23 protein-coding genes are annotated in these 24,161 nt (G+C 63.5%); 6 read left to right on the top strand and 17 right to left on the bottom strand.

Features of this window, described 5'->3' with window-relative positions; translation table 11 throughout:
* Nucleotides 1–123: 123 nt before the first annotated feature.
* Nucleotides 124–1,266 (bottom strand): PEP-CTERM sorting domain-containing protein, encoded by a 1,143-nt coding sequence (locus ABFD92_00190; protein ID MEN6502930.1) that lies wholly within the window; start codon nt 1,264–1,266, stop codon nt 124–126.
* Between the two features lie 182 nt (nt 1,267–1,448).
* Between ABFD92_00190 and ABFD92_00185 the strand changes: the two genes are divergently transcribed.
* Complete coding sequence (locus ABFD92_00185) at nt 1,449–2,654, top strand: substrate-binding domain-containing protein (GenBank protein ID MEN6502929.1); 1,206 nt, start codon at nt 1,449–1,451, stop codon at nt 2,652–2,654.
* 149 nt (nt 2,655–2,803) lie between these two features.
* On the opposite strand, the gene ABFD92_00180 is transcribed toward ABFD92_00185, so the two are convergent.
* Nucleotides 2,804–3,568, bottom strand: a complete 765-nt coding sequence (locus tag ABFD92_00180) for a LamG-like jellyroll fold domain-containing protein (protein MEN6502928.1) — start codon at nt 3,566–3,568, stop codon at nt 2,804–2,806.
* 180 nt (nt 3,569–3,748) lie between these two features.
* On the opposite strand from ABFD92_00180, the gene ABFD92_00175 reads away from it, so the two are divergent.
* Nucleotides 3,749–4,912 carry a substrate-binding domain-containing protein gene (locus tag ABFD92_00175; GenBank protein ID MEN6502927.1) on the top strand — a complete coding sequence of 388 codons (1,164 nt, stop codon included), beginning with the start codon at nt 3,749–3,751 and terminating at the stop codon, nt 4,910–4,912.
* 235 nt (nt 4,913–5,147) lie between these two features.
* Here the strand turns inward: ABFD92_00175 and ABFD92_00170 are convergent, their stop codons facing one another.
* From ABFD92_00170 to ABFD92_00160, 3 genes are all read right to left on the bottom strand, one after another.
* A complete protein-coding gene (locus ABFD92_00170; protein MEN6502926.1) occupies nt 5,148–5,804 on the bottom strand; it encodes a PEP-CTERM sorting domain-containing protein in 657 nt (218 codons plus the stop codon).
* A 39-nt stretch (nt 5,805–5,843) separates the two neighbouring features.
* The gene (locus ABFD92_00165; protein ID MEN6502925.1) at nt 5,844–6,647 is read right to left on the bottom strand and encodes a LamG-like jellyroll fold domain-containing protein; all 804 of its coding nucleotides are present in this window, start codon (nt 6,645–6,647) and stop codon (nt 5,844–5,846) included.
* Between the two features lie 440 nt (nt 6,648–7,087).
* Nucleotides 7,088–7,888, bottom strand: coding sequence for a LamG-like jellyroll fold domain-containing protein (locus ABFD92_00160; GenBank protein MEN6502924.1), 801 nt, complete (start codon nt 7,886–7,888; stop codon nt 7,088–7,090).
* A gap of 167 nt (nt 7,889–8,055) precedes the next feature.
* Here ABFD92_00160 and ABFD92_00155 point away from each other — a divergent pair, with 167 nt between their 5' ends.
* On the top strand, nt 8,056–9,219 hold the full coding sequence (locus ABFD92_00155) for a substrate-binding domain-containing protein (GenBank protein MEN6502923.1): 1,164 nt from the start codon (nt 8,056–8,058) through the stop codon (nt 9,217–9,219).
* A 333-nt stretch (nt 9,220–9,552) separates the two neighbouring features.
* Here ABFD92_00155 and ABFD92_00150 read toward each other — a convergent pair whose 3' ends face one another.
* The gene (locus ABFD92_00150; protein MEN6502922.1) at nt 9,553–9,819 is read right to left on the bottom strand and encodes a hypothetical protein; all 267 of its coding nucleotides are present in this window, start codon (nt 9,817–9,819) and stop codon (nt 9,553–9,555) included.
* Here ABFD92_00150 and ABFD92_00145 point away from each other — a divergent pair.
* The 3 genes from ABFD92_00145 to ABFD92_00135 all read left to right on the top strand — a co-directional run bounded on the left by ABFD92_00145 (nt 9,818) and on the right by ABFD92_00135 (nt 16,364).
* A complete protein-coding gene (locus ABFD92_00145; protein ID MEN6502921.1) occupies nt 9,818–11,008 on the top strand; it encodes a substrate-binding domain-containing protein in 1,191 nt (396 codons plus the stop codon). The genes ABFD92_00150 and ABFD92_00145 overlap by 2 nt on opposite strands.
* A gap of 24 nt (nt 11,009–11,032) precedes the next feature.
* Nucleotides 11,033–13,759 carry a family 78 glycoside hydrolase catalytic domain gene (locus tag ABFD92_00140; GenBank protein MEN6502920.1) on the top strand — a complete coding sequence of 909 codons (2,727 nt, stop codon included), beginning with the start codon at nt 11,033–11,035 and terminating at the stop codon, nt 13,757–13,759.
* A 235-nt stretch (nt 13,760–13,994) separates the two neighbouring features.
* A complete protein-coding gene (locus tag ABFD92_00135) occupies nt 13,995–16,364 on the top strand; it encodes a PAS domain S-box protein (protein ID MEN6502919.1) in 2,370 nt (789 codons plus the stop codon).
* 165 nt (nt 16,365–16,529) lie between these two features.
* Here the strand turns inward: ABFD92_00135 and ABFD92_00130 are convergent, their stop codons facing one another.
* The 11 genes from ABFD92_00130 to ABFD92_00080 form a co-directional block, all read right to left on the bottom strand.
* A complete protein-coding gene (locus ABFD92_00130; GenBank protein ID MEN6502918.1) occupies nt 16,530–17,090 on the bottom strand; it encodes a winged helix-turn-helix domain-containing protein in 561 nt (186 codons plus the stop codon).
* A 69-nt stretch (nt 17,091–17,159) separates the two neighbouring features.
* Nucleotides 17,160–17,420: a hypothetical protein gene (locus tag ABFD92_00125; GenBank protein MEN6502917.1), complete on the bottom strand. Its 261-nt coding sequence runs from the start codon at nt 17,418–17,420 to the stop codon at nt 17,160–17,162.
* 9 nt (nt 17,421–17,429) lie between these two features.
* Complete coding sequence (locus ABFD92_00120) at nt 17,430–17,630, bottom strand: hypothetical protein (GenBank protein MEN6502916.1); 201 nt, start codon at nt 17,628–17,630, stop codon at nt 17,430–17,432.
* Between the two features lie 209 nt (nt 17,631–17,839).
* Nucleotides 17,840–18,265, bottom strand: coding sequence for a hypothetical protein (locus tag ABFD92_00115; GenBank protein MEN6502915.1), 426 nt, complete (start codon nt 18,263–18,265; stop codon nt 17,840–17,842).
* A gap of 54 nt (nt 18,266–18,319) precedes the next feature.
* On the bottom strand, nt 18,320–18,688 hold the full coding sequence (locus tag ABFD92_00110) for a hypothetical protein (GenBank protein MEN6502914.1): 369 nt from the start codon (nt 18,686–18,688) through the stop codon (nt 18,320–18,322).
* Nucleotides 18,678–19,505: a hypothetical protein gene (locus ABFD92_00105; GenBank protein MEN6502913.1), complete on the bottom strand. Its 828-nt coding sequence runs from the start codon at nt 19,503–19,505 to the stop codon at nt 18,678–18,680. The genes ABFD92_00110 and ABFD92_00105 overlap by 11 nt, the downstream gene beginning before the upstream one ends.
* A gap of 25 nt (nt 19,506–19,530) precedes the next feature.
* Complete coding sequence (locus ABFD92_00100; protein ID MEN6502912.1) at nt 19,531–20,220, bottom strand: hypothetical protein; 690 nt, start codon at nt 20,218–20,220, stop codon at nt 19,531–19,533.
* A gap of 4 nt (nt 20,221–20,224) precedes the next feature.
* Nucleotides 20,225–22,582 (bottom strand): hypothetical protein, encoded by a 2,358-nt coding sequence (locus ABFD92_00095; protein MEN6502911.1) that lies wholly within the window; start codon nt 22,580–22,582, stop codon nt 20,225–20,227.
* A gap of 46 nt (nt 22,583–22,628) precedes the next feature.
* Nucleotides 22,629–23,327, bottom strand: a complete 699-nt coding sequence (locus ABFD92_00090; GenBank protein ID MEN6502910.1) for a hypothetical protein — start codon at nt 23,325–23,327, stop codon at nt 22,629–22,631.
* Complete coding sequence (locus ABFD92_00085; protein MEN6502909.1) at nt 23,324–23,881, bottom strand: hypothetical protein; 558 nt, start codon at nt 23,879–23,881, stop codon at nt 23,324–23,326. Before ABFD92_00085 ends, ABFD92_00090 begins: the two co-directional genes overlap by 4 nt.
* A 1-nt stretch (nt 23,882) precedes the next feature.
* A partial coding sequence (locus ABFD92_00080; protein MEN6502908.1) for a choice-of-anchor Q domain-containing protein occupies nt 23,883–24,161 on the bottom strand: 279 nt, incomplete at its 5' end.

The following is a 24,161-nucleotide window of genomic DNA, read 5'->3' as shown; positions in this document are numbered from 1 at the left end:
CGAACAACTCCTAAAGCGGCAGCTATGGCTGCCGCACTCCATAGAAGACAACGGGCAGCCGCTCTGTTCAAGCCGGCCGCCCGTTGAAACCATTTCTACCGATTACTGATTAGTGGCTACCGATTACTGCCTCTTCCTCCGGATCAGCGCGGCCAGACCGCCCAGGGCCAGCAGGCTCATCGTCGCCGGCTCGGGGATGTTCGAGATATACCCGACGTACGTGTAGTTGTCCGCGACGTTATAGAGGAAGCCCACGTCGAGCGGCGCGCCGCTCCAGGTCAGCTTTCCGGCCGTCTGGAGGTTCTGCAGATCGCTGACGTGATCGCCCAGCCAGCGAAAGGCCCAGTCCGGACCGGCCAGCTCGGTGCCGTCGAACACCAGGTTCAAGATATCTCCGGTATTCAGGGAGAGGTCGCCGTTGAGCGTCATGCCGGTCGTCTGGCCGGCATTCTGAATCACATTGAGTTGGTAGTTGCCCGAATCGCTGAAGACGTTCCCAGCGACTGTGATGGAGGCTCCGGCGACATCCAGCGTGGCCGTGCGCACGTACAAGCTGCCGCCCACAGTGAGCTGCGAGGTATTGTCCAGGGTGATGGCGTCGGGGGTGTAGACGGCTACGTACCCGTCGATGTTGACGACTGCGCCGTTTGTCAGGCTGACTCTATTGCCCGAATCCCAGTTGCCAAAGCCGATCGTCGCCGAATCGATGTTCAGCATGCTCGCCGCCCCGCCGCCATGGCTGCCGAAATGAGTGCCGCTGGAGGCGGCGCCGATATTCAGCGTTGTGGCCGACCCGTCATCGCCGATGTTCAGGACCAGATCAGTCGACACCGACATCTTGCCATCCGTGGCGGTATTGGCGAAGTCGATGGTGTTCACGGCGCCGTCGCGGAAGTGAAACTGGCCGCCGGTGTAGTTGATCTGCGAGGTGGCGCCGATGCTGAAGGCGTTTGAGTTATGGACCTCGATCGTGTTGTTCCCATCGCCGCCGACGTTGAAAACCTGTCCATCGGCGACGGCGAGCGAACCGCCGACCCCGATACCCATCGATCCGAGTGCCCCGGACGCGCCGGCGTCATACGTCACGCCCACGTCCAGATTGGCATGGTCTGCCGCGCCAGGCCCGCCGGCCGGCGGAGTGGTATTCCAGGTCCCCGCGGTCGACCAGTCGCCGGAGTTGATGGCGGTGTAGCTGTCCGCCGTGGCCGCGCCCGCCAACGCCAACACCGCCGCTAATGCCAGAATTGTCAATACTGTGTGCTTCATCTCTCGTTCCTTTCTTTGAGAACTGGACCTACCAATGGCCATTTCAGATGCCTCGCATTATACCGGAACGGCGGTATTAGTAAATAGTGATGTTACATTTGATAATCGATGTTATGGTATAGCGGCTTTTTCGCCCGCGACAGACAAGACGTCCGCGACACCTAGCGACAACGAGGCTGGATATGTCCAATATCATCCTATCGCCGCGAGTTCTGATACTCGACACGGACCTGTTTCACCCTCTCGCCGTCGGAATCGCCAATTACGCCCGACAGGCCGGCTGGTCGAACTCGATCCTGTTCGCCCAGAGGGGCAATGCGTCGATTGCCAGTATGGTGAAGAGCTGGGGGGCCGACGCCGTCATCGTCGGGGGGACGCCCCGCGCCGGGGACTATCGAAGATGGCCTCGCGGGCAAGTGCCCATGGTTCTGACGCACGACCGGGGCGGCCTGCAGTACGGCGCCGCCGACGTTGTGCTGGGCTTCCGCGCCGCCGGAGAGATGGGCGGGCAGCACCTTGTCGATCTGGGCTTGCGCAACCTGGCGTATTGCTGGCTGGGCAACTGGTGGCCGCTGAATGACCAGTTGGAAGGCTTCCGCGCCGCCGCCGAGGCGGCCGCAGGCACGGTGCATGTGCTGGACTGGTCCTGGCGAGCGGCAAAGGGAGTGGGGCGATCGTACAGCGCCGCGATACGCCGCTGGCTGGCCGAGCAGGTCCGACCACTGCCCAAGCCGCTGGGGCTGATGGTCGAGAGCGACTGGACGGCGCTGGAGGCCGAGGCGGCGTTTAGCGAGGCAGGCATTCGGATCCCGGAGGATGTGGCGATCGTCTCGTGCTACAACCTGGCGCCGCTGTGCGAGGGCGCGATCGTGCCGCTGTCCAGCGTGGACATGGACTATCACGAGCAGGGCTACCAGGCCGCCGCGATGCTCGACCGCCTGATCCACGGCGCCCCGCTGCCCGAAGAACCGCTTTATATCCAACCCAAGGGCGTGGTGGTCCGCCAGAGCAGCGACATGGTCGCCGTCCCGCATAAGGGCGTAGCCGCGGCCATGAACATGATCCGCCGGGACTTTCACGATCCGGATCTGTCGGTGGGTCGGCTGGCCGGGGCCATCGGGGTTTCCACCTTCGCCTTGAACTGGGCGTTCCGCAGGCACCTGGGGCGCACGCCGGGCGACTATCTGCGTCAGTGGCGGCTGAAGCAGGCCTCGGTCTTGCTGGCGACGACGAATCGGGCGGTCAAGGATATCGCCGCGGGCTGCGGGTTCGGAACCGTAGACCAGTTCATCCGCTGCATGCGGGTGGCCACCGGCCTGACCCCGCGCGCCTGGCGAAAAGGCCATTCAAAGCATGGAGGGCGGAGTTATGGAGTGCGGCAGCCGTAGCTGCCGCTTTTTGAGTTTCTCGGTGTCGAACAACTCCTAAAGCGGCAGCTATGGCTGCCGCACTCCATAGAAGAGAACGGGCAGCCACTCTGTTCAAGCCGGCCGCCCGTTGAAACCATTTCTACCGATTACTGATTACTGGCTACTGATTACTGCCTCTTCCTCCGGATCAGCGCGGCCAGACCGCCCAGGGCCAGCAGGCTCATCGTCGCCGGCTCGGGGATATCCATCGAAAGCGTTAAGTCCCTCATTGGATCGAAGTCGCCGTCGGTCACGTTGAAGACTCGGACATTGTCGATATCGCCAAGCCAAGGGCCTCCGCCGCGGTTGGTGTCGCCGACGACGAACAGATCGCTGTCGAACGTGACTTCTCGTGAACTGCCCTGGGCAACGCCATTGGCATAGAAGGTCGTCTCCAGGCCGACTGTGACAAGAGCAAGATGGAACCACTCACTGCTCGTATACGTGAATGGATCTCCTACTCCGCCGGTGCCTGCAAAGTCATTGTAAATCTGATTGGAGCCGCCTCCAAATGTATAGAATATCAAGTTCCCAACGCTCAACGGGTCGTGCCGGTCATTGGGCTCGCTTATTCGCAGCCACAACTCAACTCCGCGGTCGCCTGCCCATCCTGCAACGGTCCCCTCATAATGACCGGCGCCATCGAAGTTGACAGCCAAGGGACTGCCCGTGTCGGCGCCGGGAGCAGTGTACGTGGCGCCTGAGCCCAAGAGAGCGAGATCGTTGCTGCCTGAACTGTCAACGCCGGTTGCGTTGACGGCATTGCCTGCCGCTGCTGCCGGGTCATCCTCGCCCATCTTCCATAACGCCTGCGTGACGGTCGCCGCCTGCACCACAGGGGCCAACGCCAATACGGCCGCCATTGCCAGAATTGTCAATGCTGTACGTTTCATAACCGCTCCTTTGTTTGTCCCTGACTTACTCTTGCGAACCATCCGTCCGTGCCAGAAACCGCCTTGGATTTGAAAGGCGACAATCGCCTTTCCATGACCCCCAATATTACACGAGTTTTGGTATTTGCAAATAGTGATTATATACTTGTTTAATCCACTTTTTGATATACACTTGCACCCATGGCTGCCATTCCAGCACTTTCGCGCCGCATTCTGGTTCTGGGCCTGGGGCCGTACGATCCGGTCGCGATGGCACTGACCGATTCTGCGCGCCAGAGGGGCTGGGCGATGATCTTCTCAAAGAAGGATGGCCCGTTAGCGGGCATGGTGCGGCAGTGGCAGGCCGATGCCGTGATCGTCGGAGCCAACGTCAGCACCCAGGACATGAGAAGGTGGCCGCGCGGACGTGTGCCGATGGTCTGGCTGCACGACCTTGAAGGACGCCGCTACGGCGCTGGCAGCGTGCTGCTGGACCATTACGCGGCTGGCCGATTGGCCGCCCGTCATTTCGTTGACCTGGCCTTTCGACATCTAGCCTACTGCTGGCTGGGCGATCTGTGGATGCTCAACCGCCAATTGGAGGGATTCCGCCAAGCCGCCCAGGAGGGCGGCTGCACGGTGCATACCCTGGACTGGCCGCGGCAGGCGGCGAAGGGGCTGGGCTCATCGTACAGCGTCACGTTTCGCCGGTGGCTGGTCAGACAGGTAGCCGCCCTGCCCAAACCGCTGGGCCTCATGGTCGAGAGCGACTGGACAGGCCTGGAGGCCTTGACGGGCTTGCGCGAGACAGGAGTACTCGTGCCCGACGAAGTGGCGATCGCCTCCTGCTACAACATCGCGCCGGTCTGCGAAGGGGCTCTGGTGCCGCTGACCAGCGTGGACATGAACTGGCCCGAGCAGGGACGCCAGGCGATCGAGATGATGGACCGCCTCTTCCAGGGCGACGAGCCGCCCGCCGAGGCGCTGTGGGTCGCTCCCCAGGGCGTGGTGCCCCGCCAAAGCAGCGACGTTGTGGCCGTGCCTCACACGGGTGTCGCCAAGGCGATGCACATGATTCGTCGGGACTTCCGCGACGACAATCTCACTGTCGGCCGAATGGCCCGAACCATCGGGATTTCCGCCTTCGCATTGAACTGGGCGTTTCGCAAGCATCTGGGGCGCTCGCCGGGCGAGCAGTTGCGCCAATGGCGGCTTCGGGAGGCGATGTCGCTGCTGGCGACGACCATGCGAAAAATCAAGGACATCGCCGCCGCCTGCGGGTACGGTACGGTCGATCAATTTATCCGATGCGTGCGAGCCGCCACCGGCCAAAGCCCTGCCGCCTGGCGGAAGAAGCAGCTGTGAGTGGTGAGTGGTGAGTGACACCATAGCACGGGCGTGGCACCCGGGGAGGCGTCGCAGGGCGAATTATGGAGTGCGGCAGCCTTAGCTGCCGCTTTGAGAGTTTCTCGGTGTCGAACAACTCCTAAAGCGGCAGCTATGGCTGCCGCACTCCATAGAAGACAACGGGCGGCCGCTCTGTTCAAGCCGGCCGCCCGCGGTTGTTCATTTTTACCGATTACTGCTTACGGGTTACCGATTACTGCCTCTTTCTGCGAATCAGCGCCGCCACGCCGCCGATGACCAGCAGGCTCATCGTCGCCGGCTCGGGGATAGGCGAACCGACCAGGGCCATGATCATGTCGGACGTTCCGGCATAGGACCCGCCCCAGTATCCGTCGGCATAGACGTTGCCCGCCTTGCCGGCTTCCCAGCGGGCCGAGGAATCGTCTGCATAGCACAGGATGGCGTACCCGGCGTCGCCGGCCCGGGCCGGCAGGGTAATCTGGTTGGCCCCGGAAAGGGCAAACTCCGTGATCACCGAGCTGGTGCTGGGGCTGAGCTCGTTGGCCGTCGCGGCGACGGTACCCACCAGCGTCCCCAGCGAGACGCTGTGGACGTTGTCCACCTCGTAGAACTTCATCCACATCAGCGACGTGCTGGCTTGCTCGCGTGCGGCCATTACGTACAGTTTTTCCACGACCAGCGTGGTGGCAACCTTGAAGGATTGGGTGAAGTACCCGCCGTAGTAGGGATGATTGTAACCGATGTACTGGGAAGGATGGGCCGTCTGCACGTCCGGCGCGGTCGGCCACGTGACGCCCGCGCCGTAGGTGACGACGATTCCCGCCTGCGCCGCGCCGGACAGCAGCAGCGTGCCTGCCAGCGCCAGAACTGCCAGTGCTGAATGTCTCATGTTCAGACTCTCTTTCCTTTCTCTGGATTGGATCAATTATCAGTTATCGCTTTGTCTGCGGACTCGTGCGATCACCCACGCGCCGCCCAGCAGCAACAAAGAAACGGATGCGGGCTCGGGGATGGACAAGGAGATGGACATGCCATCGCCGTCATTATACAGTTGTGAAACTTCGGCAGAGGACAGCGCTCGGTCCCAAAAGGCCCATTCATCAATGCCGCCGCCTGTTTGGCCGATGATGGCGCCCATGTTCCTGGTGGAGTCAAAGCTATCGGTGCCCGCGGCAGAGATATTCATTGTGCTGGGACCGGTCGCATTCTTGTAAAACGTTGCGGTGGCTGCTGCACGGTCAACGACGAGAGTGAGCATCATCCACGTGTTCGTGGGGGCAAGACCCTGGCCGATCTTGGAAGTGAACGTGCTGTACGGCATATTGGGTGAGACGAGGATTGCATACCAGTTGAGGTTGCCGCAGTCCTTGATGTCCCAATGGGTTTCGCTCCAATCCGCGGACATCGGTCCAAGCTCGCCATTGCCGCTATTTTGAGGTGAAGTGACCCAGTAGCTCACCGAGAAGGACCCGCTGCCGAAATTCACCGGGGCCCCAAGGTCACACGTCGCCCCGCCCGACGTGCTCATAAGAGCCCCGCCGCCGACCTTGGCGTTAGCGCCCGAGATCGCTCCGTTTGCATTCAGGGTGCCGTCAAGACTTCCCACACTGTCTTTGCTGTCGGTGTCGAACGAATAGTAGTGGACCAGGCCGTCACTAAGCCCCGCCTGGGCCGCACCCGCCACCGCCAGGACCGCCGCCACCGCCAGGATTGTCCACGCTGCGTGTTTCATGAGATGCTCCTTGTGCCTTTCTTGTCTGTGCAGAATATCCTTGCTCTGAGTCCGGTAACTTACCGATCGATTCGGCTGCAACGGCGCAGCAAGTAATTCTTCGAAGAGCCTGTTCGTTCACAGATATGCCCGCCTCCGTCCTCTGCTGTCCCTGCCGCCGGTGATGAGCGGCTTCTCCTGGGGCAATGAACGGGGCAAATCCAGACGCGATGCGGCCAGTATACCGCGCTTTCCAAAATTGCCAATGGCCGAAATCTGGAAAAACGACGTGTTTCCGGAACTTATGGAGTGCGGCAGCCGGAGCTGCCGCTTTGAGAGTTTCTCGATGTCGAACAACTCCCAAAGCGGCAGCTAAGGCTGCCGCACTCCAGAAAAGACAACGGGCGTCCGCACCTTGATAAGCGGGCCGCCCGTTGTGACTGCACTCTGTTACGATTGTATTATTTGCGACGACGACGAATCAATGCCGCCACGCCGCCGATGACCAGCAGACTCATCGTCGCCGGCTCGGGGATGTTGATCTTATATACGTCGGAGATATCAAACTGGCCGGCGTCGAAGCTGAAGACCTGGACTTCGTCATAACCCTTTGCGCCACGGCCGACGTTGCTGTTGGCGTTCCATGTGCCGATCCAGAAGTGGCCTGCAGCATCGCCCCGGAAAGAGGCGTTGGTCGCACGGGAACCGAGCAACTCGCCGTTTACGTATAACTGGGCGTTGTTGTTGCCGTTGTACACCAAGGCGACGTGCGCCCAAGTGCCGTACAAGGCCGGATCAACCGCGACAATATCGCCGTGTCCGATGTTCCAGGTCGTCACGCCGTTGGGGCGCGACATGCCAATGGAGTTGGCATTATAATTTCCGTTCGACATGGCCCACCACGAATCGCTGACGTATTGCTGACCGGCCAAGGGACCATCTGGCAACTTAAGCCAAGCCGACATGCCCCAGTTGTTGGCGCGGTTATAAAGATACGTGAGCCCGGGAGTCCAAGCGGATCGGTCGTTTGATAAGTACTTGGTGCTGCCCAAAGCGCCGGTGGTTCCCGTCTCGATCGATTCCGTGTTGTTCCAGGAACCCATGGCAGCGTCCGTGCCCACCGCCGCAATGAGCTTCACGTTGGGATTATCACCGTCTTCGCCCATGTGATACAGGGCGACCGTCGTCACGGCCGCCGATGCCGCGCCGGCCAATGCCAGAACCAAACCAACCGCCAGAATTGTCAATGCTGCGTTTCTCATGTTCGTACTCCTCTTTCCTTTCTCTTGGTTCAAAAAACTGGTTGCTTGAATCCGTCCGATGGAACTGTCCACAACGATGCCAGTATAAGCGACGTTCACAATTTGCATACTACCCATTATCGAAAAGTTGAGTTAGCATTATACAAACCTGTCAAAGGAGCATGATCATGGCCGAAAATGTCCGCCCGCGACGCGTCCTGGTCCTTAATGCCATGGTGGATCATCCCATCTCATTGGGCACTATTGAATACGCCCGGCAGAGCGGGTGGTCCATGATGTTTGCGGCCCAGGAGAGCATGTCCGCGGCCGCCGTCGCCCGCCGCTGGGAGTGCGACGGGGTGATTGTCAGCGGCGAACCTAACGAGAAAGACCGCCGGGCCTGGCAGCGCAGCCACATCCCCCTGGTCTGGCTGGGCGATCGGACAGTGCATCCGTTCAAGGCCGCGCGGGTTCTTCTGAACTTCCGCGCCAGCGGGCGCCTGGCGGCGCAGCACTTCATCGATGCGGGCTTTCGCCACCTGGCGTATTGCTGGCTGGGGAACTGGTGGCCGCTGAATCACCAGTTCGAAGGCTTTCGCCAAACGAGCGACTCCGCTGGAGCGACGGTGCATACTTTGGACTGGTCGGCGGCGGCTGGAAAATCGCCTGGATCGTTCTCTGAGACTTTCCGCCGCTGGCTTCGCAAGCAGGTGTCGGCGCTGCCGCGGCCGCTGGGGTTGATGATGGAAAGCGACTGGACGGCCCTGGAGGCCCTGGCGGCGCTGCGCGACGGAGGCATTCTCGTGCCCGACGAGGTGGCGGTGGTTTCATGTTATAACATCGCCCCGATCTGCGAAGGGGCCATCGTGCCGCTGTCGAGCGTCGACATGAATGCCCGTGAGCAGGGCTACCAGGCCGCGGCATTGCTGGGTCGCCTGATGCAGGGCGAGGCGATCCCCGACGAGCCGGTGTGGGTCGCCCCCAAGGGCGTCGTCGTGCGCCAGAGCAGCAACGTGCTGGCCGTGCCGCACGCCGGGGTCGCCACGGCCATGCACCTCATCCGCACCGACTTTCGCAATCCGGAGCTGACGGTCGAACGGTTGGCCGGGGCGGCGGGCATTTCGACGGTCGCCCTGGGCAAGGCCTTTCGCAAGCACCTGGGCCAGTCGCCGGGCGAGCGGCTTCGCCAGTGGCGCCTGCGCGAGGCGATGACGCTGCTGACAACCACCCGCCGCACCGCCAAAGACATCGCCGCCGCTTGCGGGTACGGCACGATCAGCCAGTTCATCCGCTGCGTGAAGACCGCCACCGGCCAAAGCCCCGCCGCATGGCGGAAGAACCGCCAGGTGTGAGTGGTGAGTGGTGAGTGGTGAGTTGTGAGTGGCACCGTGGCATGGGCGTATCATCCTGAGCCTGTCGAAGGACTCGGCCATGCTCCCGAACTTTACAGTCAGGGACACGCACAACGGAGTTGTGCGTGGCACCCGGAAAAAACCGGGCGGCGTCGCAGGGCAGAATTGTGGAGTGCGGCAGCCGTAGCTGCCGCTTTGAGAGTTTCTCGGCGTCGAACAACTCCAAAAGCGGCAGATATGGCTGCCGCACTCCATAGAAGACAACGGGCAGCCGCTCTGTTCAAGCCGGCCGCCCGCTTTAAGCCAATAAAGTTACGAATCCATCACGCTTAACTATCTGTTTAACAATATTTTGCAATCATTGGGCCGCTGATTTCCTGCCGCCACGAGAGGGGCGGTCCGGTAGTTCCCGCGAAGTGCTGTGAAAAGTACAACAAAGTGCAAGGAAGTGCAGGCAAGCACCCGTGGCGCAATGTTGTATTCATCAAAGCAGACAACGGCTTTGATAAGCACCTGGTGCCTCCCAACCGCAAGCCTGTAGACATCACGGGCAGCGATGCGATACATTGCTGCATGAGAGATCATGATGAACACTGCCATGGCAACCGTTCCGCGCGTTCTGGTGGCCGGCGTTGAAAGCCTCGACGTCCGCCAGGGACTCTGCCAATACGCCCGCAAGGCCGGATGGCTGATTGTCGTGGGCGAGGCGCCTTGGGCAGGGCCTGAGGACGTGGCTGCGTTCTGGGATGTCAAAGGCATCGTGGTGCAGCGCCATCACGGCGACGCTGCGCCGTGGATCCAGTGCCGCAGCGTTCCCATCATCCGGTTGGACGATTCCCTCTCCGGAGGCGTCGTGGTGGCGTGCGATCACGCCGCCATCGCTGGGATGGCGGCAGGACATCTGCTGGATTCGAAGTTCACTCATCTGGCTTACTGCACGCCTGGCGACGCGCCCTGGGTGCAGCGCCAGCGAGAGGCCTTCGAGCGCAAGGCCCTCGAGGCCGGGGCGCAGTTTCACCTGTTGGACTGGGTCAACAGCCCCCAGGCGAAGAAGGGGTACAGTTCCCGGGCGTTTCGACAATGGCTGACCGAAGAACTCTCCGCCCTGCCCACGCCGCTGGGCCTGATGCTCGACAGCGACTGGACAGCTGTCGAGGCGTACGAGGCGTGCATGGCGGCGGGGCTGGCCGTGCCCGAGCAGGTGGCGCTGATCGGCTTGGGCGACAACACCGAGATTTGCGAATCGCTCCCGGTCCCGCTGTCCAGCGTCCGCGCCAACGGGCGCCTGCAGGGATACCGCGCCGCCGAGCTGCTCGACACGATGATGTGCGGCCGCGACGTGCCGCCCCAGAACGTGCTGATTCCGCCGGGCGGCATCACGGTGCGTCAGAGCAGCAACATTATCGCCGTGGCGGACCTGCCCACGGCGCGGGGGCTGCGGTATATCTGGCAGCACCTGGCCGAAAGGAAACTCTCCAGTGGCGAGGTGGCCGCGGCGGTCGGATTGTCGCGGCGGGCGCTGGACCTGCACTTCATGGAGCACCTGCAGCGCCCGGTCGCCCAGGAGATCAGCGCCGCGCGCCTGGTGCAGGCGATCATCCTGCTGAGCCACAGCGACAAGACCCTTGAGCAGGTCGCCCGCGAGACCGGCTTCACCTCCGCCCGCCACCTGCGGTACACGTTCAATCGCAGCCACACCCAACCGATCCAGCAATGGCGCAAAGAAACCCGCGCCAAGGTCCGCGCCCAGCAAGAGGCCCAGGCCCCCGATCTCTCGCTGCAACAATAACAAGACGAACTTCCAGGAGCTTTGATGCTGCAGATAGTCAATGCCACGTGTGAATATCTCCCTTCGCCGCTGGGGCTCGATACGCCGCGGCCTCGCTTTGGCTGGGGGATGGAATCCGACGGCCGCGCGATCGCCCAGAAGGCCTACCGCGTGCGCGTGGCGTCGACGCCCCAGCGCCTTGCCGCCGGCGAGGCAAACCTGTGGGACAGCGGACGCGTCGAGTCGGACCGGCAGGTACACGTCGAATACGCCGGGGCAGAACTGCGCAGCGCCCAGCAGTGCTGGTGGAGCGTGACGGTCTGGGCCGCGGGCGACGGCGCCGCGATCGAGGAGGCCTCAAGCCCCCCCGCCCGCTTCGAGATGGGCCTGCTCGACGAGTCCGACTGGCAAGGGCGGTGGATCGCCGCCGCCGCGGACATCCACGCCCCACTGCTGCGGAAGGTCTTCACGCTGGCGACGCCGCCGGCCGCGGCACGGGCGTACGTCTGCGGGCTCGGTTGGCACGAACTGTACATCAACGGCCGTCGCGTGGGCGAGCAGGTGCTCGACCCGGCGATGACCAACTACGACAAGCGCAGCCTCTATGTGACGCACGACGTAACAGACCTGCTGCACGAGGGCGTGAACGTCGTGGGCGTGATCCTCGGCCACGGGTGGTTCTCCGAGCCGGAGTTCGCTCCCGGCGGCGTTTACCCGCCGCAGATCCATTACGGCCCGTGCCCGCAGTTGCTGCTGCAGCTCAACGTCGCCGACGCAAACGGGTCCGCGGCCAGCGTCGTCAGCGACGAGAGCTGGAAGACCGCGCCAAGCCCGATCGTCAGCGCCGACCTGTTCGGCGGCGAGACGTACGACGCCCGCATCGAGCAGCGTGGATGGGCTCAGGATGGCTTTGACGACTCGGCTTGGGCGCCGGTCCGCATCGTCGAGGCCCGCACGCAGAAACTCAGCGCCCAGGTTCTGCCGCCGTTGCGGGTGATGGAGACATACCGCCCGGTGCGGCTGGCCTGCCCGGCGCCGGGGACGTACATCTATCACTTCGAGAAATACTTCGGCGGCTGGGTGCGCCTTCGCGTCAAGGCCCCTGCCGGCACGAAGGTCACCATCAAGTACTCGGGCCTTCTGTACAACGAGGGCTGTGAGCTCGACGGCCAGCTCGACCTGCGCAGCTACCCCGAGCCGCGCGAGACCGACTACTACATCTGCCGCGGCGACCCCAACGGCGAAGTCTTCGAGCCGCGCTTCACCTTCCACCCCGTGCGCTTCGTGCAGGTCAGCGGCCTGCCTCATCCGCCGGAGTTGGCTGACATGGAGGGCTGTTTCGTCCACGGCGATTACGACTTCTCAGCCGACTTCGCCTGCTCGAACGAACTGCTCAATGGCATTCACGGTCTCTGCCGCCAGACGCTGCGGATCGCCGCTTTTGGCATGCTGCTGGACTGCCTCTGCCGCGAGCACTGGGCGTTCCTGGACCCCGCCTCGGTCAGCTCGGCACTGATGGCGCGGTTCTATCAACCGCTGTTCTGGGAAAAGTGGATGCGCGACGCCGCCGACGCCCAGAACGACGACGGCTCCATCATCTGCGTCGTCCCGCGGTACCAGGACGCCAAGCCCGGCGACCCGGCCTGGGCAGGCAACTACCCCATCGCCGTCTGGCACAGTTACATGGCCTATGGCGACCGGCGGCTGCTCGAAGAGCACTACGAACCGATGACGCGATTTCTGGACCATCTGGCCACCCGCGCCACTGACGGAGCGGTCTCCGGCGGCAGCCTGGGCGACCACATGGTGCCCGGCCCCGAGGCCGAGAAGGAAGAGTTCCTCTCCAGCGAGACGCCCCCCGAACCGCTGTGGACGGGCTACTACTATCGCTGCGCGGACATCATGCAGCGCGTGGCCGCCCTGCTGGGCAAGCCCGCCGACGCCGCTCGATTTGCCGCGATGGCGCAATCCGCCCGCGACGCCCTGAACCGCAACTGGCTCGACGCCGCGGCAGGTCGCTACGCCACCGGGTCGCAGACGTCCAACCTGGTGCCCCTGGCGCTGGAGGTGGTGCCGGCGGAGCATCGCCCTGCCGTGGTGGCCGACATTGTCGACAACATCGTCAACAAGCACGGCGGGCATCTGCATACCGGCACGTGCGGCACGCCGGCGATGATCGAGGCCCTGGCCCGCGCCGGGGCCGGCGAGGTGATGTTCGGCGTGATGACGCAGACGACGTATCCGGGTTGGGGATTCATGGTCGCCCGCAGGGCTACGACGGTCTGGGAATCGTGGGGGCGGTACATGTGGGACCGCCTGGGCAAGCGGGCCGAAAGCATGCCCATGTGGGCCAGCGCCAGCGGGTTCTTCTTCAGCGACATCGCCGGCATCGGCGGACCGGGATATTTCGGCGCCGACCTCTGCACGGCGGGCTACGCTCACGTGCAGATCGCCCCGCAGGTGCTGGGGGATCTGACCTGGGCCCGCGCGTCGGTCCCGACCCCGCGCGGCCGCATCGTCTCAAGCTGGTGCCGCACCGCCGCCGGGCTGCACCTGGAAGTGGTCATCCCGCCCGGCGCCACAGCCGCGATCACCGTGCCAACGCTGGGCATCGCAAACGCCGTCATCCGCGAAGGCGGCCAGGAAGTCTGGAAAAACGGCGCGTTCATCGCCGGCGTGGCGGGCCTGGAAAAGGCGGAACCAGCCGGCAGCGGTGTGTGCTTTGCCGCGGGTTCGGGCCGATACCTCTTCGACGTGTCCGCAGGTTCATGACCCCGCCTCGATCAGACCGCTGCGCAGCCGGGTAGCCCGAAAACTGCATGAACCGCAGAGACCGCAAAGTACGCAGAGAAGAAGACTGCCTCAAAACAAGACCATCTAACGTCGCGAGTGGCGCTGACGGCGTTCTTGGCTTCATCTCACAACCGCTCCGCCGATGAATGACAGTCTGCTATATGAGGCCGCCCCGCGCTATGCTTCCTAGAAGCGGCAAGATGTGAGGCAACCAATGGCAGCGGAACATGACGATGCCCAGGCTAAGCTGCGTCGCAGCGAGAGGCATTTCAAGCTGCTCATGGAGAAATGCTCCGACTACGTCGCCATCGTCACACAAGACGGCACGATTACCTACAACAAGACCAGCGACCCCGACACCCTGGGGTACCTGCCTGAAGATACAGTGGGCACGAGTGCTTTCGACTTCCTCTTTCCGGAGGATCGGCCGCAGGCGGTCAAAGTCTTCACCGAAGTCCTTCGCGAGGCCGGGGCGACGGGCCGACTGCAGGTGCCGGTGCAGGCGGCAGACGGCAGCAGGCGCATCTTTGAATTCGTGGGCGTCAATCTCCTCGAAGAGCCCGCCGTCGAAGGGGTGGTGCTGAGCTACCGCGACATCACTGAGAGCAAACGCAGGGAGGATGAACTGCGAGCCGGTGAACAACTGCTCATGTTCGCGCTGGAGATCGGCCAGATGGGCGTGTGGGACATGGACGTGGCCAATCACACGGCAGAGCGGTCGCTCCTGCATGACCAGATCTTCGGCTACCCAACCCTTCTTCCGCAATGGACCTTCGAGATGTTCCTGGAACACGTCATCGCGGAGGATCGCCCGGCCGTGCAAGCGCATATTCAAAATGCCATCGACAATGCCCTCGATTGCAACTTCGAGTGCCGGATTCGGCGTGTGGACGGGCAAGTCCACTGGATCTGGGCGGCAGGACGCCACAGCGTCCGCTCGTCGGACGGCGCCCGCCGCATGGTAGGGATTGTCCAGGATATCGACCACCGTATACGCATGGAGGAAGCCCTTCGCCACAGCGAGCAGAGGTTCCAGATCGCCAAGGAGGCCGCCGAACTGGGCATTTATGATTACGACGTTGCTTCCGATACAATTCGCTGGGACAGCCGCATCCGCGACCTTTTCGGTATTACCCCGGACGAGCCGATCAGCCATGATACTTTTGTAGAACGCGTTCATGCCGAAGACCGCCCCGCCATCGAGGCCGTCCTCGACAAGGCGTTTGATCCCTCGAGCGGGGGCAAGTTCAGCTACGAGCACCGAATCACGCGCCGCAGCGACGGCGCTGAACGCTGGATCTGTGTGACAGGCCAAACATTCTTCGACCAGGGGCATGCGGTAAGGCTTGTCGGGACGATTCAGGACATCACCGACCTGAAACGGGCTCAGGAGTCCCTCAGGGAACTCAACAGGAGCCTCGAACAGCGCGTCGCCGAGCGTACGGCCGAGGTCGAGGAACAGGCTCGCATGCTGCGTGCGCTGGCCAATCAGTTAAGCCGTACCGAACAGATAGAGCGTAAACGCGTGGCGATTATCCTGCACGACCATATCCAGCAACTGCTGGTCGCTGCCGGAATGCAACTGGACTGGATCAAGCGCGCCAAAGACGCTTCCCGCGTTCACGCCATCGCCCAAGGCGTGCAAAGCATGGTGCATGAGGCCGTCGACGCCTCGCGTTCGCTGGCCATCGAACTCAGCCCGCCCGTGCTTCACGAAGCCGGCCTGGTTGGCGGCCTGAATTGGCTCGCCTCCTATACGCTGGAGAAGCACCAGGTGGCGGTTCATCTCCTGATGGACAAGAAGGCTGAACCGGCCATCGAGGCCACGCGGTTCCTGCTGTTTGAATGTGCCCGCGAGCTGCTTTTTAACGCGGTCAAACATGCCGGCGTAACGGAGGTTAAGGTCACTCTTGCCAGGACATCCGACAAGCACATAAAGCTCGTCGTGTCGGACAAAGGCCGCGGCTTCGATCCCCAGTTGCTCCGCGGGCGCACCCAGGACGAGACGACCTTTGGCCTCTTCAGCGTTCAGGAGCGCATGGCGTACATCGGCGGGCACATGGAGATCGAGACCGCCCCCGGCGGCGGCACGAAGATTACTCTTACGGCGCCGGTGGGAGAAGCCCAGGCGCCGCAAGCCGCTGCCGAGGTCATGAAGGAAGAACCGAAAGAACCTATCACGGTTCTGCCCAAGTCCGAGGCTTGCCGGATCATGATTGTAGATGACCACAAGATCATGCGCCAGGGACTGGCAGGGCTGCTCCAATTCGAACCGGGTCTGGAGGTTGTCGGCGAGGCCCAGGACGGACCCGAGGCGATACGGCTGGCCCGGGAGCTTAACCCGGATGTCATCGTCATGGATGTCAATCTCGGTCAGATGAGCGGCATCGAGGCCACGCGGCAGATACTGGAAGATAATCCCGCCGTCAAGGTCATCGGGCTTTCAATGCACATGGCGTCGGACGTGGCAATGTCGATGCGTGAAGCCGGGGCGGTGGCGTATATGACCAAGGGAGGACCGGCCGACGATCTGGTTTCTTCGATTAAAGCTTCCTGCTCAAGTAAAGCGGGCGAAGGGACTTGAACCCTCAACATCCACCTTGGAAGGCTTTTTGGGGCGTTTTCCTTTCTGTTGGCGATTATTGTACTTATCGCTCAACCACCTGTTTCTGTACTGCCTTACGCTCAATCAGCGGTAGACACGGATGGACACGAGCGACGCCAAAACGGCAGCGCACTATAAGGGGTATTATAAGGCGCCGGCCTCGGTGCGCCACTGGATCCCCGAAGGAGTCAGTTCAAAGAGCCCGCGGTCCGTCTTGCGGAACCGGCTGGCCTGGCCCTTGGAGGAGATCTCCCGAATGATCGCGGCGTAGATCGTGGCCGCCGGCGTCTTGCCGCCGGTGGTCCACAGGCCCCGGTCCAGCATGCACTTTATCATGTCGGCGGCGTTCATGGGCTTGCCCGCCTCGGCCAGCACCTGGACGGCAGCGCCAAGGCCGCCGAGGCGCTTTGCTTTGGCGGGCCTGGCTTCCTTGGCCGACTTGGCGGTCGGCGCCTCGGCTCTGGAGGCCTCCGGCGCCTTCTTGCCCGTGGCGGCCTCGATGGGCTTGCCGCTCTTGTCGCACTCGCAGACGAACCCGCTGATGCTGCTGACTCGGTGGTGGGAACCGGTCGAGATCATCTCGACGTCCCATCCGCCCCCGTCGACCTCGCCCTTGACGGTCACGATCGACACCTTGCCTCGCACCATGGCACGGTAGGTCTTGCCGGTCTGCACTTCCACGTTCTTGCTCTTCTTGGTCTTCATGATTCTTTCCTTTCGGTTATGCCCGCGTCGGCGGGCGGTTTCGCAGTGGCTGTTCATGGGAAGGTCCTTTCAGTTGGCCAGCAGTTCGATCATGCGGAGGTAGTCCTGGATCATGCTGTTGGTGCCCCGGCAGCCGTCGATGGCTCGTTGGACGCGGGAGGCCAGGTGAACCAGGGCTTCGCGGTCGCAGGCGTCGGTCGTGACGTCGAAATGGCTCTCCGGCGTCAGGAAGGAAGCGGTGATCGTCGCGATGCCGAGGCACCGGGTGACGGTGACGAAGGTCATCGCCTTCTTGTCGCCGCCTGCAAAATCTATTCTCGTGATCGCCATGGGTTGCTCCTATGCGTTGAGGGCCAGGATGGTCCGGGGCGCGTACCCGCACCGGCGGCATTCTTTATCTATGACCTTGCGGACCGGGCTGCCCGCTTCGGCGGCGTAGTACAGCGCCGCCAGCTTCCGCCAGCCCAGGACCTGGAGGCGGGATCTGCCGCCGCGGTTCTTTGCCATCAGCCATTCGTGCGTCTTTTGCGTGGTCTTCATCGCGTTGTCCTTTGCGTTTGCCATCAGACACATGAGTCGTCGATGTCCGCGAGGAATCCAAGTCAATTGCGGGGAAATGCTGCATATTTAGCAGCCACACATGATGCGGACACTGCGACACTTATGACGCATCCCGGCCAGGCGCATGAAAAAAAGCCCCGCCGGCTTGCATGCCGGCGGGGCGAAAGGGCAGGATTGCCGTGGCCGTTCTACAGATACGGCTTGCGCTTCTTCCTGATGCGCTTCAGGTGTCGACGCACGACGCCATGGGCGCCGGCGCGGACAAAGGCCTTGGTCAGCTTCAGCTTCTCCTGGTCTGCAGGCCTGGCCGAGTCCTCTCGCTCAAGCATCACGTCGAGAGCGGCGCCGAGGCGGCGGATCGCCACGACCGCAGCGACCAGGATGGCGACGATCAGCAGCACGGCCGCAAGGGTGCCCCCGGCGACGGCGATATTGACTGTCGGGGCCTCTCCGCCACTCTGGGCGGCAGAGCCCAGGCCGGGGGCCTGAACCTTGTTGTTGGCCGCACAACCGGCAAAGACCGCAGAGAGGATCAGGGCGGCGATGGACGGATAAATGCGCGTGGCGCGGCCATCGGCCCGGCAGCCACTGCATCCGTCCACCCATTCATTCATCCTGTTTTTCATCGTGTCGCCCTCTGCGTTCTCCCCGTCTCTGCGGTGCAGTGTCTACAGCAGCGCCGCGCCGATCACGCCGGCGGCGATCTTGAGAACGTCCCAAAGCATCTGCCGACGCTTCAGGACGCCCAGGGCATCGAGCATCAACCGCTTTCTGGAGGCGTCGTTCAACGTCACTCGCTCGTCGGGCGTAGCCTGCTCGTAGATCGTTCGCCAGGCCGGGTAGCTGTCGGAGGCCGTCAGGCCCTCGACTGTTGCATCGACGGCCGCTTGGCCCTCGGCAATGCCCAGGCCCACCAGCGGGCCAATGATCGGCCCTACGGCCTCAAGCGACTCAGCGTGGTCGGGGAACCGCTCCTTCAAGGCTTCGGTCAGCTTGGCCGCGATCTGCCGCGAGAGGGTATTGGAGTCACTGTCCATCGGCGGCCTCGCTTTCCGGCGGCGTGGTGTCCTGGAACGGATTGAAGTTGGACACCCGGTAGTAGTACAGAATGGCCGTTAAGTTTTTATCCACGCTGCGGCATGCATCGAGAAGAACCGCAGTGCGCTGGCGTTCGATCATAAGCCGCTCGGCGTCCGAGGCTGTCGCTGCAGGGGCGGCCCAGACAGTGCCCGGCCGTGCCGCCTGGGCGTCCTTGACGGCCATTTCAGCGGTCAACTGAGCCCCGAATAACGTATCTTTGACCGAGGCTGGAGGCTGGGTACACCCGGCCACACAAAGAAGGGCTGTAAGAAGCACCGCAATCCATCGCTTGCCGGCGGTGGTGATGATCTTCTCCAGGACCACCTTGGCCACGGCCGAGTAGAGGCCGCATGCGGTCAGGCCGGCCAGTACCCCGGTGCCGACAGCGGCCAGCATCGAGCGGGCGGTGATGTCGTCGGTCGTGAACAGCACAAGGTACACGGCCGAACAGACAACGCCGACGGCGACCGACAGGTACGGGAGGATCTTGGGACTCTCGTCGATGCCCTTGACCTTGCGCAGCCACTGCACGACGACCGTCACGACCGTAGCCAGCACGCCTACCAACACCAGGTCGATGGCCGCGCTTGGCGCGACAGACTCCGGAGGCCCAACCGGAGGCGACTGGACGTCAGGAAGGACGGCCCCCTGAACGCCAGCCACGGCCGGCTGCGTTAGGGCAATGTCGCCGTCGGATTCCTGGGCCCGGCAGGGGACAGACAACGCCAGCACCGCCAGGGCGATGCACAGTACAACGAACGGACACTTGCGCATGGTGAAGCTCCTTATGTAAGATCGTTTATCCGCTGTACACAGACAGGTTCTTGCTCTCGGGCCCGACAGAAGGGTTGACGTAGGGCTCATCCCAATACCACGTGCCTGCCGGCGTCGCGCCGGTCTGCGGGCCCAGCAGGCCCATGAACAGGCTTGCCCCGGAGAGATACTGCGGATCGGCGAACAGCGCCCACCAGGCCCCGCCGCTGGCGTAGCGGGGCGACCCCGTCGCCCAGAAGTCAACCCACGACGCGTCGGTCAGCCACCACATCATCCCGCAGGTCTCGCCCATGCCGCTATCGGAGACGCGGCTTGTGCGGTAGGCGGGCTTGCCGTTGACATTGAATCCGGATGGCACCCAGACGCCGTTGAAGTCCGTCGCGCCGGTCATCGTCCAGCCGGTGAATAACGTGCCGAAGGTGAAGGCGTCCTGATAGACCGTCTCGATGACGACCTCCACGGCGCCGCTGAGGGTATATTGCTCCCACCACCGAACGACACTATCGACCTCACCGCCGGCATTGCCTCGCAAGTCCCGCGCGTCAGCGTCGATATAGTCGCCGGGCTGGTCGAGCAACTGGTCGGCCGCCCCGTCCCGCACCAGTTCGGTGATGGTATAGTCGCCGTCGCCGTCATTGGTGATGATCCGGGCGTATCCGTGCCTGAGGCCCGCGACGGGCCCGGACGGGCGGAATGTGCGTTCTTCGGCGGCCATGGTTCTAACGAATGGTCCTGACCAGCGGGGTGTCGAGCACCAGTTCGGTCTTGTTGGCCGACTCCTCCAGCAGGTAGCTGACGGCAACGATCACCGGGGCGATCCGCCGCGCCGTGTCGCCGGTTCGGCCGGCCACGGTCAGATCCACGCCGCGGCCGCGAACGGTCGCCAGACCCTGCCCTGGACTGAAAGAGCGGTGAAGCCCGCGCAGCACCACCGACCCGTGCGCGACGGCGTCTTCCATCACGTCGCGAACGCGCCGCGAGTACAGGTCCATCCGCCCGCCCACCTGGCCGTCGTTGACGGTGGCCCGCATGGTTTGTGACGCCTCGCCGAGCTTGTCGCGATACCGGAAGTCTTCCTTGATGACGACTTCCTGAGCGGTGAACGGCCACGAACTGTCCTGCTGTCGTGGGGCCTGGAACATCACGTGGCTATCCATGGGGACCATCCCGCTCATCCGCAGCACCATGTGGTACTCTCCGGCCCCGGTGGCCTTGCGCATCGCGTTATGCAGCAGCGTGGGCCAGTTCCATCGCCCGTAGCGCTGGTGGAGTGAGACGGAGGGGTCGGTGCCGAAAGGCCCGGTGCTCGATCGCGACTTGATGTCCTTCCACGGGTAGAGGTCCAGGAGGTTCTTGGCCTTGATCCAGATCCCGCAGCGGTCGTTGCGGAGTTCGACGGCGTCGCCGCCGAGTTCCACCCACGATTGATCGTCAATGGCGATGGCGCCGGCGTCGGGGTCCCATTCGGCCACGGCTACCTCGACGGCCGCCGGCTTGAGAGAGCCGCTCTGGGCGTCAGAGCCGTCGGCGTATTCGGCGCGGTAGCGCATGGGCCGCGGCACGTGGGCCGTCTGGAGGTTGTCGAAGCCTTCGCCGCTCAGGCCGCCGGCCGCCAGGTGGTTGGCGCTGAAGTCCGGGATCAGCGCGTTGTTCTGGGCGCTCTTTACAAGGGCTGACAGGGCCGCGTCCTCATTCCAGACGAAGGACCGGAACGCGTGCCGGTACGCGTCGTTGAGGTCCTTGTCGCCGTCGTACTCGTAGCGCTGCTTCCACTGGTCGTACATGCCGGCGCCCATCCCGGCGCCCTTGGGGCGGATGCGGTTGCTGGCGTCGGCATAGTCGGCCAAGGCGTTGGTGGTCTGATCCCAGTACGGGTGCAGATCTCGCGTATCGGCGTCATGGGTGAACGTCAGCGTGCGCTGGGTGTGCTTGACGCCGCCGAGCAGGATGATGTCGTTGCGGACGTTGTGATGGTCCTTGATGACGTTGAGCCTCTGGACGGCGCTGCGCTGGCCGTCGGGGCTCTCGATCGCCGTGCCGATCTTGGCCAGAAACGCGTCGGCGTGCGTCAGCGGGTCGTGCAGTCGGAAGACCTTCAGGGCGTGGCGGCCGTCGGCCGAGGCCCACGGTTCCAGGCAGAACCCAAAGCCCAGAGGCAGAAGAATCTTGTTCAGGGCCTCTGCCAGGTTGCAGCCGGTCAGGTCCACCGTTCCCAGCGGCATTCCCGACAGCAGAGCCTCGATCGCCGGCCAGGCCGTGGCGGCGAAGGAGACGACGGTGTAGTCGTCGATATATTCGATCAGGCTTCGGACAGCCTCGTACGGCGTCCAGAGGCGGCTTTCAGTAGTGATGGTGCTTGTGCCGTTGTTGAAGACCACGCGACGGCCAGGGGCTGCGAAGACGCGGCACTTGCTGTCGGCGGCCGAGGCGTCATAGCCGCCGTCGGCCTTGCCTCTTCGGGTGAGCTTCCACAGCGAACCCGACGCGTTGCCCCGGCCTTCAGCGCCGGAGATCTGCGGGTTGAAGATCACCGGGGCGTAAGAGGCCCAGGCCCCCGCCCGTACAGCCTGGGCGTAAGTCAGCTGGTCAGCGCCGGCGCCCTGGCCGAACTGGATCTCCGTGGCATCGAGGCTGGTCGTCGGCCACCATGGGCCGGACAGGGCATAATGGGCCAGCAGCAGTTCCGGGCCGTACGCCGTGACGGAGAAGCTTTCCAGATCGTCGTTGGCCTGGATCAGCAGGGCGTCCTGGGCGATGTGCCCGCGGAACCACTCGATCTCACGATCGCCCTCGAGCTGGACGATGCGGATCCGGTCGCCGGCGCTGCAGTGGGAGCTTTCGGCGTGCAGCGCCTCCTCGCGGTCGGCGCTTTGGCCCAGTTGCACTTTCAGGATGGCCGTCGAGGCATTGCCGTTGACCGCCCAGGTGATCTTCTGGGCCGACCAATAAGCCTCGACGAGCTCCTGGCTCCATCCCGGGGCGCCTCGGCCGGCGACCACCGCGCTGCGATAGACGCGCAGGCGCGGCGGATCCAGAGCACACCCGCGATCAACAGGCTGGACTACATGAACGCCCATGTCGACTTCCATTCACCGCAGAGGTCGCGGTGGAAACGTTTCTGAGTTAGAACACCTGGTCGAGGATTGCCGCCGGAACGGCCGGGGCGGCAGCGTCGGCGATGACCGGCCCGACGATACGCGACAGGGGCGAGGCGATGGATCCGGCCGAAACCGCGGCGACCGCCAGAAAGTACGCCAGGCCGTCGGCGCAGGTGATGACGGCACTGTAATCACGGTCCGAGACATAGGTCGCTGAGGCGACGGATGCCTCGGTTCCCACCAGGCTCTCGGACGAGGAGGCGTAGACCGCAAACGTGGCCGGGGCGGTCGTGCCGCGGGGCGTTCGGTACCGCCACCGCAGGCGGATGCGGCCGCCGGACAGGGCCGCAGCGCCCAGCGCCTCCGGCGCGGCAGGCCTTAGTCCGACCCAGTCGGCAGCGGCGTCGGTGACGAACTCGGCCGAGCAGGACAGGTCCGGCGTTTCGAGGTCCGCGCCGAGCAGGTCCTGCCGAACGGGGCGCAGGGCGTAGGTGTACCGCGTCGAGGGAAGGTGCCCAAGACCCGCGATCGCCGTTGCGTTGAGGCGTCCCGAGATCGACGCGACGGGGGAGGTGAAGTTCACCCTCGACAGACCGCCGACGCCACGATAGAGCCGGTATGAACCGCCCACCAGCGGCAGAAGCTGGATATCGAAGGGGCACGTCAGCCAGACAGCCCGGTCGAGGCGGTTGACGGTTCCGTTGGGGAGGCTCAGGATCCTCATGAGGCGCTGCCCTGGGTCTGGGTGGTCGAATCGTCGCTGACGGTCTGGGTGGTCAGGATGTCGACGCCGTTATCGGCGTAGGTTTTGAGCTGCGTCGAAGTGCAGGTAGACTTCTTGAAGAACCGTCGCCACAGTTGCACGACCATCTCGCGAAAGTTGGTGGCCACGCCGGCCGGGGCCGCACCTGAGATGGCATCGAGGCCGTTGATGTCCAGAATGACGTTAGACATGTCATTGGCGGTGCAGTGGATAATCAGAGCGTTGTCGATCCACTCGGACCCGGCGGCGTCCTTGAACAGGACGGCCACGGGGTAGGCGTTGTCGTCGGGGGTCATCTCCTCCTCCGTCAGCGTCACCGCCAGCAAGCCCGTTCCGGCGATCTCGACGGGAAGGTCGGTGATGTTGTCGACATGCCAGACCCCGCCGTAGTGTCGGGCGACTTTCACGTCTCCTGAGGCCAGGGTTGCACTAATCTTCCAGGCGATGTTATCAGCTGTCCCGACGGCTGGGATCAGAACCACGGCGGCGGTTTGGGCTTTTCTAGTCAGTTCCATATCAGGCGGCTCCTCGCATCAGGCCGCGGCCGGACCCGCGGAACACAGAACGATCGATGCCACCTCCGGTCGGTTCGACGTACGTCGTCAGAGCGCCCATATCGTCGGGAGTGCCGCGCGGGTTGCCCAGGGCGTCGAAGTCCAGCACCTTGTTGCCTGCCCCGATGGCCGGGCTGCCCGCCTTGAGGTGCAGATCGCTGGCGACGTTGACGAACACATCGGCGGCGGTCTGGTTGATCAGGCCTGACGTTCCGGGGGCGGTTGCATCGCTCGATAGGTT

The organism is Planctomycetaceae bacterium (assembly GCA_039680605.1).
Lineage (GTDB): Bacteria > Planctomycetota > Phycisphaerae > SM23-33 > SM23-33 > JAJFUU01.
The sequence above is the reverse complement of the archived record's forward strand: the minus strand, read 5'-3'. Positions and strand labels throughout refer to the sequence as shown.

What these genes read in the sequence shown, in the direction of transcription:
- ABFD92_00160 (MEN6502924.1), bottom strand. Translation starts at nt 7,888, where the DNA reads ATGAGAAACGCAGCATTGACAATTCTGGCGGTTGGTTTGGTTCTGGCA.
- ABFD92_00145 (MEN6502921.1), top strand. Translation starts at nt 9,818, where the DNA reads ATGGCAACCGTTCCGCGCGTTCTGGTGGCCGGCGTTGAAAGCCTCGAC.
- ABFD92_00125 (MEN6502917.1), bottom strand. Translation starts at nt 17,420, where the DNA reads ATGGCGATCACGAGAATAGATTTTGCAGGCGGCGACAAGAAGGCGATG.
- ABFD92_00130 (MEN6502918.1), bottom strand. Translation starts at nt 17,090, where the DNA reads ATGAAGACCAAGAAGAGCAAGAACGTGGAAGTGCAGACCGGCAAGACC.
- ABFD92_00100 (MEN6502912.1), bottom strand. Translation starts at nt 20,220, where the DNA reads ATGGCCGCCGAAGAACGCACATTCCGCCCGTCCGGGCCCGTCGCGGGC.
- ABFD92_00115 (MEN6502915.1), bottom strand. Translation starts at nt 18,265, where the DNA reads ATGAATGAATGGGTGGACGGATGCAGTGGCTGCCGGGCCGATGGCCGC.
- ABFD92_00185 (MEN6502929.1), top strand. Translation starts at nt 1,449, where the DNA reads ATGTCCAATATCATCCTATCGCCGCGAGTTCTGATACTCGACACGGAC.
- ABFD92_00085 (MEN6502909.1), bottom strand. Translation starts at nt 23,881, where the DNA reads ATGGAACTGACTAGAAAAGCCCAAACCGCCGCCGTGGTTCTGATCCCA.
- ABFD92_00120 (MEN6502916.1), bottom strand. Translation starts at nt 17,630, where the DNA reads ATGAAGACCACGCAAAAGACGCACGAATGGCTGATGGCAAAGAACCGC.
- ABFD92_00095 (MEN6502911.1), bottom strand. Translation starts at nt 22,582, where the DNA reads ATGGGCGTTCATGTAGTCCAGCCTGTTGATCGCGGGTGTGCTCTGGAT.
- ABFD92_00150 (MEN6502922.1), bottom strand. Translation starts at nt 9,819, where the DNA reads ATGGCAGTGTTCATCATGATCTCTCATGCAGCAATGTATCGCATCGCT.
- ABFD92_00140 (MEN6502920.1), top strand. Translation starts at nt 11,033, where the DNA reads ATGCTGCAGATAGTCAATGCCACGTGTGAATATCTCCCTTCGCCGCTG.
- ABFD92_00105 (MEN6502913.1), bottom strand. Translation starts at nt 19,505, where the DNA reads ATGCGCAAGTGTCCGTTCGTTGTACTGTGCATCGCCCTGGCGGTGCTG.
- ABFD92_00190 (MEN6502930.1), bottom strand. Translation starts at nt 1,266, where the DNA reads ATGAAGCACACAGTATTGACAATTCTGGCATTAGCGGCGGTGTTGGCG.
- ABFD92_00180 (MEN6502928.1), bottom strand. Translation starts at nt 3,568, where the DNA reads ATGAAACGTACAGCATTGACAATTCTGGCAATGGCGGCCGTATTGGCG.
- ABFD92_00165 (MEN6502925.1), bottom strand. Translation starts at nt 6,647, where the DNA reads ATGAAACACGCAGCGTGGACAATCCTGGCGGTGGCGGCGGTCCTGGCG.
- ABFD92_00175 (MEN6502927.1), top strand. Translation starts at nt 3,749, where the DNA reads ATGGCTGCCATTCCAGCACTTTCGCGCCGCATTCTGGTTCTGGGCCTG.
- ABFD92_00135 (MEN6502919.1), top strand. Translation starts at nt 13,995, where the DNA reads ATGGCAGCGGAACATGACGATGCCCAGGCTAAGCTGCGTCGCAGCGAG.
- ABFD92_00110 (MEN6502914.1), bottom strand. Translation starts at nt 18,688, where the DNA reads ATGGACAGTGACTCCAATACCCTCTCGCGGCAGATCGCGGCCAAGCTG.
- ABFD92_00090 (MEN6502910.1), bottom strand. Translation starts at nt 23,327, where the DNA reads ATGAGGATCCTGAGCCTCCCCAACGGAACCGTCAACCGCCTCGACCGG.
- ABFD92_00155 (MEN6502923.1), top strand. Translation starts at nt 8,056, where the DNA reads ATGGCCGAAAATGTCCGCCCGCGACGCGTCCTGGTCCTTAATGCCATG.
- ABFD92_00170 (MEN6502926.1), bottom strand. Translation starts at nt 5,804, where the DNA reads ATGAGACATTCAGCACTGGCAGTTCTGGCGCTGGCAGGCACGCTGCTG.